Annotated in this window: 6 protein-coding genes; all 6 read right to left on the bottom strand. The window is 42.7% G+C overall.

The features are described from left to right. Window positions 1–123: 123 nt before the first annotated feature. From OIM59_RS03105 to OIM59_RS03080, 6 genes are read right to left on the bottom strand one after another with little or no spacing between them, the layout of a single operon-like run. On the bottom strand, window positions 124–2,289 hold the full coding sequence (locus tag OIM59_RS03105; protein ID WP_299173935.1) for an endo-1,4-beta-xylanase: 2,166 nt from the start codon (window positions 2,287–2,289) through the stop codon (window positions 124–126). A gap of 18 nt (window positions 2,290–2,307) precedes the next feature. Next, window positions 2,308–3,315 (bottom strand): DUF5627 domain-containing protein, encoded by a 1,008-nt coding sequence (locus tag OIM59_RS03100; RefSeq protein WP_210436321.1) that lies wholly within the window; start codon window positions 3,313–3,315, stop codon window positions 2,308–2,310. A gap of 31 nt (window positions 3,316–3,346) precedes the next feature. Continuing rightward, entirely contained in the window at window positions 3,347–5,122 is a 1,776-nt protein-coding gene (locus OIM59_RS03095) for a RagB/SusD family nutrient uptake outer membrane protein (protein WP_299173943.1), read from the bottom strand. A 25-nt stretch (window positions 5,123–5,147) separates the two neighbouring features. Further along, complete coding sequence (locus OIM59_RS03090) at window positions 5,148–7,994, bottom strand: SusC/RagA family TonB-linked outer membrane protein (protein ID WP_299173945.1); 2,847 nt, start codon at window positions 7,992–7,994, stop codon at window positions 5,148–5,150. A gap of 43 nt (window positions 7,995–8,037) precedes the next feature. Continuing rightward, window positions 8,038–9,936, bottom strand: coding sequence for a RagB/SusD family nutrient uptake outer membrane protein (locus OIM59_RS03085; RefSeq protein ID WP_299173947.1), 1,899 nt, complete (start codon window positions 9,934–9,936; stop codon window positions 8,038–8,040). A 13-nt stretch (window positions 9,937–9,949) separates the two neighbouring features. Beyond that, entirely contained in the window at window positions 9,950–13,054 is a 3,105-nt protein-coding gene (locus OIM59_RS03080; RefSeq protein ID WP_303894974.1) for a TonB-dependent receptor, read from the bottom strand. Between the last annotated feature and the right edge of the window lie 139 nt (window positions 13,055–13,193).

The raw sequence follows: 13,193 nt of genomic DNA, 5'->3' as shown, positions 1-13,193 counted from the left end.
TAAAAAAAAGTTCTCTTATTCCCTATTTTGCCTGCAGCAAATACAAGAATAAGAGAACTCTTTATATCTAACTTTGATTATCCTTGTGAATTCATCACTTAATCAAATACTTGATAGTATCTATTACTCACCCTGACTCAATTCTTCAGAAGGTTCTGCCACAACCTTACCGGCCAGACCATTGGCAAATCCGGCATAAGTCGGTTTACGTTTATAGCTACTGTCCCATAAGCCTGTAGGCTCTCCCGGTCTCCAACCAGAATCTGCAGGACTGTCTGTTGCGCACCACTGAGTGATACCATATTGCTGTTCTACAGGAATAATCTCAAAGTATTTACTGATAATGAACTGATAGAACTCTGACATCTTCAGCTGCTGTTCATACGTCACATTCTCAGTCTTGATTGCCGTACCAAATGCCTTGTCTACGATACCCATATCCAATTCTGAGATTTTGACGAGCTTGCCGCTCTCTGCCAAAATCTTAAACATATTGACAATCGCATCTTCCTGAGCCTTCTGGTCGGCTTCGTTCAAAATGTAGCTTACATGCATCTGAGTTGCAATACCGTCAATCTTGGTCACACCATCAGATTCCCATCTCTTAATCCATTCCACCAAACTTTTCGCCTTCTGGTTTCCATCCCACCAAGACTCCAAGTTGAAATCGTTAATGAACAATTTCAATTGAGACGGGTCACCTCCATATTCTTTGAAATACTTACGGGCACTTGATTCCAGAATACGTACATAATCAATATCGCCCAAGTAGTCTGTCCAATAGAAGTTTGTTGAAGGGTCACCATTGGCAGATGACTGCAAATCATAAATACCATCACCGTCATTGTCTGCTCCGGATACTGTTTCATTTGCCAAGTCCCAAGCAGTCACATAACCGCCAGTAGCTTCCATCATACCTTTCACCCAATTTTGCAATGCCCAGGTAAGGGTGTCCTTCTTCTCTTCAGGAGTCATTTCAATTACATTTGTCTTTTCTTCATAATACAAACAAACATCATCAAAATACAAAGTCCCTTCATAATCGCCTACATTAAACAGCAGACGAGTGGCATTATCACCTGTACAAGTGGTGGATACTTTTACTTCCTGCCAATCTGTAGTAACGGCAAAGGCCGGGAAATCACCACAACCTACATATCCGTTAGGATTCTGGAAACCTGCTGTAATAGCCCCATCTTTTGTTCCTTTGACTTTTAATCTCAAGAAATAAGTCTTTCCATTCTCAAACGGAGTCGTCTGTTCATAGCACAACTGTTTTTCCCAGCTCTGGGCGGCAGAAGGATTCTCAATCACACACGCACCATCTACCACTGAGATGCTCAAATCCGCACCCCAACCAGATATGGGTTCTCCATCGGAATAATCATGTTCAATTACAGGCACTTCCTTACCGATAGAAGGTGCTACAGTATGTGTAACTTTCAACCACTTGATTTTCACGTCCCCCTCAAATGTTCCAGGCTGAAAAACCACAAAGCTTGATTCAACCGGACAATTTGCAAATTCCACTGAAACTTCCTGCCACTCTTCATTAAAGGATACAGTCTGTTCCAATAGATTCCCCCAGTTACCAAACTGTGCATTGAGAGAGCCAGGAGCCGAGCCTTGAATACAAACCGTAAGTTTATAATTCTGCCCTACAGCCGTAGGAATCTGGTCGGCAACAAAATACTGATACCATTCACCTGGGTAATGGCTTACCATACAACCATCCACAAACTCCGGCGTATATCCCATCACATAGAAGGGATAATCAGTATATGTCGAATAATCGAAATATGCATCCTGCACCTCCTCCATATCTCCCGGATCAAATTCGATTTCCTTATCCGCAATCAATCCGTTCAAATAAGTCATATTCTGCTGTGCATGCCATCCTAAAGTATGACCGTAAATAGTGATTCCAGCAGCTTTTGCCGTCTCTACGAAATTAGATACCGTTGAAAAATTCATTGTACCATCATCGGCTACCACAGAAGCGTACTTCATGGCATTACCAGCTGTCATTTCATCAAAATTAGTCGTCACAGCTTCGTAAACTACGCCTTTTTGGACAAAATCACTTACACTCGCAGCCAATCCCAACTTAAAGTTGGGATTTTTGGCACGATCTACATACGACTTCAACACATCGTAGTTGTTCAAATACTCATATTGAGCAATACTTGTCGGCTTCTCTACGGCAAAAGGCAATATAGCATCATCCACACATGAGCCCATGGTCATTCCCAATGCCAATGCCGGAAGCAGTTTAATATATTGGTTCATGTTCTCCATATTTTAAGGTTAATTATTATAGGTCACTTCAAACCATTCAGGTTTTACCTGACGGTCACGCATAACCAATGTATCCTTCGTAGCATAAGTTACCGAACCCAAATCTACCACATAATCCAGATACAACACATCACGATCCTTGTTATTAAAAGAATTCTTTTCGCCTTTTTCTACGTATTTTCCAGAACCGGAAACCGTACATCCCTGAGTATCTGTCGAGATTGTACATTCATTGTTGTCATTAAAAGAAAGAATCAAGTTACAATCTTGATTATTAAGTGACAAGGCAAAGTTTGCTTCTTTCAAGGAACGCGTTGTCAATTCACAGACCTCATCATCTTCCACATAACCAGCATGACGAACCACCGTATTTGTAGCACCAGCCTGAGAAACCTGATCCACTCCGCGACGCAAATATACCGCATCCCATGGATTGACATATTTCACCGCATACAGAATATAATCTTTAGGCAGTACATTCCAGTCATTTTTATTGCAACGGACAGGATTCTCTACCATCGGAGATCCGGAAAGAATGGAATCTGCATTCTGTACATTCGACATCACCAGAGGAATCACATAAGTAGTCTCGATTGATTTAGGGTCTGCAAAGAAAGCATCCGTCAGCTGAACTTCCACACCGGCACTAATCTCACCTTGCGGAATGACAATCTGATCCGAAGATAATTTATAATAATCGGAAGGCATCGGTTCCACTTTACCTCCAGTGGAGAAAGTCAAGTTATCACACAATGAATTCACCACATTGATATCGACTATAGGGGTAATGTTGTTTTCATACACACCACCCATTGTCGCTTTAATAAGGCATTTATGCTGGTTGTCTCTGGTATTGTCAAATGTCTCATCATTACCCAACACAAGTGTTCTTACCGGATACTGGTACGCAAAATATACAGTTGTTGTTCCATAATCCGGGAAAGACCAATCCTGGTTCTTACAAGAAGAAAAAGCAATCAGCGTAATCAATGAAAACAAATAAAATAGTTTTTTCATTTTTTCAGTCATTAAAGTTATTCAACATAAATCATTTCCAACCCACATTCTGCTCCAAAGCATCAAATTTTATCACCTCACTATAAGGTATCGGGCCGAACCGCATGAAATCATTATATGTACGACTTTCCACATCAAATACCTGATAAGTACCTCCGCTAATACGTACACCTTTTGCAGGTTCATTCAAACTCATATTCCAACGGCGCAAATCCCAGAAACGGAAACCTTCAAAGCACAGCTCCAAACGGCGCTCATTCCGAATCAAATCACGCATCTTAACCTGATCGTTCTTAATGCTTTCCAGATAAGGGTCATTTCCATTTTCATCTTTGATACCGGCACGCTGACGAATCGCCTTGATGACGTCATACGCAGAATATCCATGTTTTCCCGTTCCTGTAGGTCCCCAAGCCTCATTGGCAGCTTCTGCATAATTCAGATAAATCTCCGTATAACGGATACGAGGACTATAATGCGGCTGGCCAGTGGTAGTAGTAGAACTCAAGTACACATCTTCACGCAAATGTTTACGCATGTAATAGCCAGTACGAGTTGAATAGCCATTCTCACGATTCAAGCCATCGTTGTTGGCGGTATTATCTGCACTTGTGTCAATCGTCTTACCATCAGTCCCCATTGTCGTTCCATTCACCACAATATAAAGGTTCAAACGTGGATCACGGTTTGCATAAGGATTCTGTGCATCATATCCAGCTTCAGTACTGCTGATAGGATAACCATTCGCCATCGGGAAAGCATCTACCAGATTCTGAGTCGGATTAATCTGGCCGCTACCATAAAGGCTGGGCGGGAACTGTGCCTGTTCCAAAGAATAGGCTGTAGCATCCTTACCGTTTCGCCATAACATTTCCGGCGGATTGGAGCCTCCGGTCAGGTTATTGATTTCATCGGCATTTTTATACCATGTGTTGCCATTGGCAGCCAAACCAGAGATGCCTCCTATCAAGTCCAAAATCTCACCGTTATAATCGGCAGCTTCTGCCCAAGTAACCTTGCTTCCATCGGCAAAAGCCGGACTCGCTGCCAGAAGTGCGGCCTTGGCACGGAATGCCAAGGCAATACGTCCACTCATACGAGTACGGAAATTATTACCGAACACAATGTTATACTGACTGAAGTTGGCACCTTCTGAACGGTAGATTTCCGGGACCTGAGCATCTGAAGAGATATTCTCATAATCAAGCGGCAACAAATCCTCTGCTCTCTGCACATCATCATAAATTGCCTGAATACATTCATCAAATGTATTACGTGGATAGTTGAAATCAGAAGTCTCATCTTCCACTTCTTCCACAATTGGAACGCCCATCAGACGACCATCAGCCGTATAACCGGCATGTGCTTGCAACATATAGAAATTAAACATCGCACGCAACCCGTATGCTTCTCCTTTCAGACGGTCACAAAACATCATATTTACAACCGGATCATTTACCCATGAAACCTGATCAACCTGTGTCAGGAACAAATTGATATAATGAATAGCCGCTTTACACGACCCCCATTGATCCATGGGATTATTATTGGAAGTCCAGGAACCGGTAGCCATCTTCAGATAGGTGTTACTGGTCTGGTTAGTTACCGCATCATCGGTTGCCACATCATTAAATGACTGTGAGTTATATGGATTGCGGGTATAAGCATTGGCCAAAACTCCTTCTGCATACAAAGGATCATTAAGCCCATCCGAAAGCTGCTTATTATTCTCTATGGCCGGTGTAAACAAATCATCGCATCCCACCAGCAAAAAAGCCGCGACACAAACTGTCAATATTTTTTTCATAAGAATCTACTTTAATTATATCAATTTAGAAACCTATCTTGAAACCGATGTTGTAGAAACGGGTCTGAGGAGCCGCTCCTGTATTCAGTTCCAACTTTTCACGCTCTTTTGAGATTGTCAACAAATTGCTCGCATACGCATATACAGAAAAACTACGTACAAATGAATTGCCTAACCACTGCTGCGGCAAGTCGTAAGTCAACTGCAAACGAGACAAATTGAAACGATCGGTCTTATACATCCAGAAGTCTGAATTACGATAATTATGGTTATCGGTCTGGGTAGTCAAGCGCGGATAAGTAGCCGTTTCAGCCGTTTCAGGCGTCCAACGGCCCCGAACAACTTCCGAATATTTTTTATCGCCAAATACCCAATAATAGTCACTGCTCATGAAAGCCGATGCACCCCAGTAACCCGTACCAAGTGCAAACAAAGTAAAGTTCTTCCATTTCAAGGTCAAATTTAAACCCACTGTCAGCGGAGTACCCTGCCAGCCATAACGTTCGCCCAAATAAACCTCATCCTTTTCATCGATAATCTTATCACCGTTCTGATCGACATACTTCAAATCACCCGGTTTCAATTCGCCGAAAGAAGAGGTAATTCCTGAATTCTGGATTTCTTCCTCACTATTATAGAAACCTTCGGCCTGCAATCCCCACATGCCATCAGTAGGTTTACCCTTACGGTAACGATATTGATCTTCATACAATTCGTCTACCTTCGTATTCTCATTGGTATAATAAGTCGCATTTACACCCAGATTAAAATCGACCTCACCCATTTTCTTATTGAAGTTCAAGGCTACATCAAAGCCGGTACGAGTGCTGTTGTTGTAATTCAAATAAGGAAGCAATGAACTTTCCGGCCAATAGGATACGAAATAGTTCGGGAAACTATTGGAAGGCTGTACCAACATCCCTTCGAGGCTGTTCTTGAAGAAGGAAGCATCGAATGTCAGCAGCTTATTCCATAATGAGCCACGCAATCCCACGCTGATTTCTTTACGTTTGATGAAAGAAAGGTCCGGATTGTTACCACGTCTAGATTCAGTGGCATGACTTTGGTTACCATCGGCCCACCCCCACCAAGCACCATTAGCCTGGTCATAAGTACTCTCATACATATAATAATCGTCAATGCCTAAATCAGTGTTCAATACAGAACCTGACACACTCAGCATCAAATCATCCAATACGGAAGAATCCGCAAGGAAGTTTTCCTTACTCAAGCGCCAACCCAAAGTAAGAGATGGTGAGAACGCGTTACGATTGTTTTCCGGAAGACGGGCTGAATGAATCAAAGCCCCTCCAAAACTCAGATAATATTTGCTCAGATAATCATAATCTACCTGCAAACCTAAGTTCACATTACTTGTTTTATGGTAGACTGCGCTTTCTCCCTGCTGATAACCCGCAGCAACCAACATGGCAGAAACTGTATGGTCGTCTGCAAATTTGTTATTATAGTTCAGCTGGGCAGAAAAAGCCATCGTCTGACGGTTCCAGCTATCGGCAATATGCTGGATTCCATCGTGCACATCGTCGCCATATTTCGTCAAGCCAACAATCAAATCCTCACCATTGACATTAGACCACTGAGGTTCGAAAGTGGCATAAGTATCACTGTAATAACGATTGTAAGTTGTGGAATAATCAATGGCAAAACGTGTCTGGAATGAAAGTCCCTTCAAAAGCATGGAAAGGTCTACATCCACTCCCATATCAAACTGATACTGACGGCTTGTATAAGTATTGACACCTGCCGCATAAAGGTTTGCAATTTCATTGGTCTGATCCACCTGCGTACCTCCCAGCAAATATTTTCCGTCAATCAGGTAACGGCTGTTATTCACCAGATTCCAAGCATCCGTATTATTCTGCATAATATAATCGACTGGAATCAGCGGAGAAATACGGTTCGGTCTCAACGAAGCAGCTGCTCCCCAGAAATCGCCTCGTGCACTACGTCCATCATAGAAAGTAGCATTGGCATTCACATAGGTTTTTACATACTGTCCTAGATTGACATCAATATTACCTCGTACACTAAAGCGGGTAGTACGGTCATCTTTCGCATTGCCGACTTTCAACAGAGACCCCGTATTATACAAATTGATATTGGTATAAAAACGTGCTCTTTCGGAACCTCCTGAGATTTCAGCCGTCACATCCGACTGGTTGTAAGCTTTCTTCAGATAATCGTCTGAATAAAGATTCACATCCGGATAACGATAAGGATTGCTTCCAGAACCATAATTATAAATGTCCGCCTCACTGTACAATGGGTCCATACCATCATTCACACGAGCTTCATTATAAAGAGTCATGTATTCGGCCGATCCCAGATACTTCGGATAGCTTTTCGGCACGAAGAAACCCGTATTACCGCGTACGTCAATGCGAGTATCACCAATTTGTCCACGTTTGGTCGTAATGTATATGACTCCCTTAGCCGCACGACTACCATAAAGAACAACAGCCGAAGCACCTTTCATGAAAGTGATATCCTTGATTTCGGAAGGCATCACGTTATTTGCATCGCGTGGCACTCCATCCACCAACACCAAATAGGAATCCATTCCCCATAAGCTACTTCCATTCCAGCCGCTGACCATGTTTTCCATGCCATCCAGACTGTAGGTAAAATAATCCTTCTTCATGAGTTCTTCTACGTTCACAGAAGAAACTCCTCCTAAAAGATCGTTCTTATTGACCTTTCTATATGCTACTTGTACTAACTCCTCTTCAGCAACCGACAGTGAATCAGAACCGGCACCCCGCAAATCTGACGGCAAATTCTGAGCACCGACATACAATGAAGGAGTTGCAAGTGCTATACATAAAACAGACTTTATTCGTATGTTTTTCATTTTAATTCCTTTTTAATTATAGCATTCAAAATTCTCAAGAACATTACCAACCGGGATTCTGAGTAAATTCCGGGTAGATATTCACATCTGAAACCTTTAAAGGTAACCAGTAATGTTTCTCAGAGAAATTACGGGTTACAATAACTTCTTCTCTGAAATTGGCGACACGGCTCTGAGTAGGATCTTCCTTGTTCAATTCCACGCGGTCAAATTCCTGTGAAGTCTTGATAGTATAAGGATACTCTGTCAACAGCAACCAGCGGCGCAAGTCATTGAAACGATGTCCTTCGTATGCCAATTCTACGGCACGCTCACGTCGCAGCTCACTCATGAACCCACTTAAAGTGCCGGCATATTTACTTGCCATATCATCTACCCCTGCACGTTCACGGATTTTATTCACTGCATCAAGTGCGGTCAACTGGCACTGTCCAGCCTTGGATGTCGGACTTCCATATCCATTCGCAACAGATTCGGCATACATCAGATATATATCGGACAAACGCATCCAACTTACCTGAATGGTCAAGGCATCACCGTAATCACGCAGACCTTCGTCAAAACCATTCACTACAAGCGGAGTGAACTTGTGCAACAAATATCCCGTACGACTTTCATTCTTGACGTCACGATAATTACCGCCTGTATAAAGATTGGCATACTGAATCTGCTTTTCACGCTGGTCTGCGCTGAACTTGGCCGTATTCTCAATGACCTGCAAGCCATCATAAGTAATGTCAGCATAGAAACGTGGGTCACGGCCTTTCCAAGGATGCTCTTTATCAAAACCAGAATCCGAGTCATTCAACGGAAGTCCATTGGCCATACCGTAATAGTTCACATAGTTGGCTGTGGGTGAAAATACGACCCCATTGGTTTCGTTGGCCAGGATAGAAGGAACATATTGTGGACCCAGACACCATCCGGAACCCATCCACCAGTCATACATGGGTGTCTGGAAAATAGCCTCAGTAGAACCCGGATTCTTGCTATTCTGTTTAAATGAATAGAAAATATCCGTATAATGTTCAAAATCAACCAAAGCATATTGAGTCTGACCACCTTCAACCAAAGTCAACAATTCAGCAAATGCATCTGCCGCTTTCTTGCAATAATCCGCATTGTACGTTTTACTGCCCTGAGATTCATAATTCATCAGCGGACTGCCGGCCCACAAATAATTCTTACCCAAATAACCCAAAGCCATAATCTTATTGATGCGCTGCTGGTTATTTCCGAACGTGGCTTTACCTGTAGTGGTATCATCCCAGTTTATAGGTAACAAGTCTGCCGCACGACGAAAATCTTCCGCAGCCCGATCGGCACATTCCTGATAACTCAAACGCGGATTGCGCAGCGGTTCGGTAGAAGAAGGCACTGAATCAATATAAGGCAAACCGCCAAAATATTGCATCAGTTCAAAATGGAACCATCCGCGGAAGAAATAAAGCTGTCCCAAAATCAGGTCACGCTGTTCCTCCGTACCTTCCACCATTTTATCTATATTTTCAATGCCCAGATTGCATTTACGAATTCCATACCATGCCAAAGGCCACAAGGATTTCTGGAAACGGTCGGTAGAATTAGCTACCGTATTGCTGCGGTCCATCCAGCCACACTGCCAGCCATCATAGCTTGACTGCCATCCCCAGAAGTCTCCCATGTCAATCTTATATCCCATGTGATAATCAATACTAAAGGAGATAAGTTCATCTTCTCCCCAGTTGAATGAGTTGTTCCAATAACCATGGGCGAAATCAGGAATACAATAATACAATTCCTCCGTGAATCCCTGGAAATTTCGGAAATTCTTGAATGCGTCCTCTGGATTCACACTACTTTCGGGGGCCTTGTCAAGATAATCCTCACAAGAGCTCATTCCTACGCAGCACAGTGAAAGAAGTCCGCCATAGAATAATGTACGTATATATTTTCTTTTCATTTGACTTATCATTTTATAATGTGAATTTTAAACCGAAGTTAATACGTTTCACCGTAGGATAAGCACCTTGTGAAGCCCAACCGGTACCTGCAAAGTTTGATTCACGGTCATCAGGCATACGAGTCCATACCCAAAGGTTATTACCATTAACATATAGTTTCAAATTAGAAAGTCCCAAACTCTTAATCCAGCCGCTAGTAAAGGTATAAGACAACTCAACATTCTTCAAACGAATATATGAACCGTCATAGAAGTAACGGGCGGCATCATAATAACTATTGGTGGTAGAGCCAAAACGAGGCATCGGCACATCCGGATTTGCGTTATACTTACTCCAACGTGAACCTTCATCGTAGGCAATCAACTGTTTCTGACCGAATGTAGAGAACACTACCTGACGGGTTACATTATTCACTCCGTAGAACTGGATGAAGAAACTCCATCCCTTATAATCGAATCCGAGAGAAGCACTGTATGTGTTCTGAGGACTACCTGAATATCCATAAGGAATCTGGTCGTAAGAGTTAATCACACCATCACCGTTGTAATCGAGAATATAGTAAGTACCAGGCAATTTCTGGTCATCGTTTGATTCAAAAGCCGTACTTCCATATACGTCATCCATAGTCTGTGTGTAACCATGGTCTACATAAGTATGGGTCTGGCCGATGGCCTTTCCTGCATCTTTCTGATAATCAGGAAGCAGTTCAGGATCGTCAGCTTCAATCACCTCATTGACCGCATGCGTCATGTTCATGTTGGCCCACAAATGCAAGCTGTTTCTCAAAGTCTTGTTGAAACGAAGTTCCAACTCATAACCGCGATTCTTAACCTTACCCAAGTTTACCCAAGGTGCACTGACAATACCGCCGAAGTAAGAAGGCATGGCACGATCGGAACCGCTGATAAGAATGTCGGAACGTCTGTCTCTAAAGATTTCCACATTACCGGCAAACAAACCTCCCAAGAATGAATAATCGATACCAAAATTGAACTTACGAACCACTTCCCAGTGAATATCCGTATTACCTACCGTTTTCTGGCGATAGAAAGTGTAAGGGCTGGCCACATTATACAAACCGGTCGCAATATTGCCTCCAGTTTCCCACTGATCCATATACAACCAGCGGCGAGTAGTATCCCATTCGCTACCGATTACGTCATTACCGATTTCACCGTAAGAAGCTCTCAGCTTCAACATATCAAGGAACTTGATTTTCTTCATGAATTTTTCTTCACTAATCATCCAACCAATAGCACCAGAGTTGAAGAATACGAAACGGTTATCAGCACTGAACTTATCAGAACCATTATACGCACCATTATATTCCAAGAAGTACTTGTTGGCATAGTTATAAGTCACACGGAAAGCCCAGTCTTCGCGATAGTTCGGAACAATACTACCTCTCGCACGTTCCTGGCGGCTGAACAATCCCATGGCACCTACCGTGTGTTTACCAAATGTATTATTATAATCAATCTGAGCTGAATAATAGAGATGGCGTTCCGTAGCATTATCATCGATGGCACCTCCTTCAGCTACCCAGTTGATTTGTTCATGGAAATCAAAATTATGACTACCCTGACTGGGGTTATAGCTGACAGCTCCTGTTTCCGGATTAATATATTTATACAAAGCCTGATCTGTTGAACTTACACCACGGTTCTGTTCATAGAAAACGTTATCCCAGGAGATAGAAGCCTTGGCACTCAAACCTTTTACGATGAAATCCAGTTTCTGCTCCAGTGTGAAGTCTGTTGTCAGACGGGTGGTAGTACGTGTATTCTGCCCAGCCAAAGCCAGTCCGGCTACAGAGTTATTGGCATTGTTAATCGGGTCATATCCCCAAGTTCCATCTTCATAACGGGGATAAAATACATTAGGAGGAGTTGTATAGGCACTTCCCCAGATGTTATATTCATAATCCGTACGAGGTCCTTGCTTCACGCCATGAGAACCGGAAAGATTGGTTTTTAATAAGGTAGTCTTAGTCAGCTGGAAGTCAAGGTTACTACGCATGTTCACACGGTTATATCCATACGTTGTCTGATAACCGCGACCGTTATCATATTCCTTGAACAAGTCACCTTCATGCTGGTAGTCAATGGCAGCATAATACTTCACGAACCGTGTACCACCACTCACACTGACGTTTGCATTTTCAGAGAATGCATAATCCTTAAACATCCAGTCTGCCCAGTCAATATTAGGATAGCGTTCCGCTTCTGCCTGATTGGCTGGATTACGATACTTATTCATCTGTTCCTGCGACATCATGTACATCCATGAATCGGGTGTCAAACCCAATTCATATTCCACTGCATCATTACGCAATTGGAACGCATCGTATGAATCCAGTTTGTTAGGCAATTTGGAAGGCATCTTCAATGCCATACTACCACCCACATTAATGGTAGCCTTACCTTCCTTACCACGCTTTGTTGTAATCAAGATTACACCGTTTGCACCTTTTACACCATACACTGCTGTGGCTGACGCATCTTTCAATACGGAAATAGATTCCACTGAATTGACATCAATTCCCGACATCGGACGTTCAATACCATCCACCAGAATCAAAGGAGAACTATTGTTCCATGAACTTGCTCCACGAATTACAATCTGCGGATCTTCTTCACCCGGCATACCGGTAGAAGCCGTAGTAATAACACCTGGCAAGTTACCTGTCAATGCAGAACCCAAATCGGAAACACCACCCGCTCGTTCCAACACTTTAGAAGATGTCTGTGTAATCGCTCCCACAACTGAGGCCTTTTTCTGTTGTCCATAACCGACAACCACCACTTCATCCAGCACTTCACTGTCCTCGCGCAATACAACCACAATCATGGTTTTTCCATTTACCTTCACATCTTGTGGAGTCATTCCCAGATAAGAAACCGTCAGCACAGAATTCCGACTGGGGACTTGAAGTGAAAAATTACCGTCCAAGTCGGCGACCGTTCCCACATTTGTATTACCTTTTAATACAATAGCCGCACCAATCAAGGGCTCATTGTTTGCATCAAGCACCTTTCCTTTCACCAGAATACCATTCTGCGCCATCAACGAAACACTACAGAATAGAAATAACAAAAAGAAAATGTGGCTTCGCATGAGAAATATCTTCTGCCTGGAAGAATTATTCTCGAGAAACTTTTGTCTTATGTTTTTCATTATACCAATAATTAAAAATAAAAAATTACAAAGAGTTACCTAATAGCATTACTTTCGTTATCCTCCGTCTTTTCCCTTA

Origin of the sequence: Bacteroides mediterraneensis (assembly GCF_025993685.1) — a bacterium.
GTDB classification, from domain to species: domain Bacteria; phylum Bacteroidota; class Bacteroidia; order Bacteroidales; family Bacteroidaceae; genus Phocaeicola; species Phocaeicola mediterraneensis_A.
This window is presented reverse-complemented; position numbering and strand designations above follow the sequence as displayed.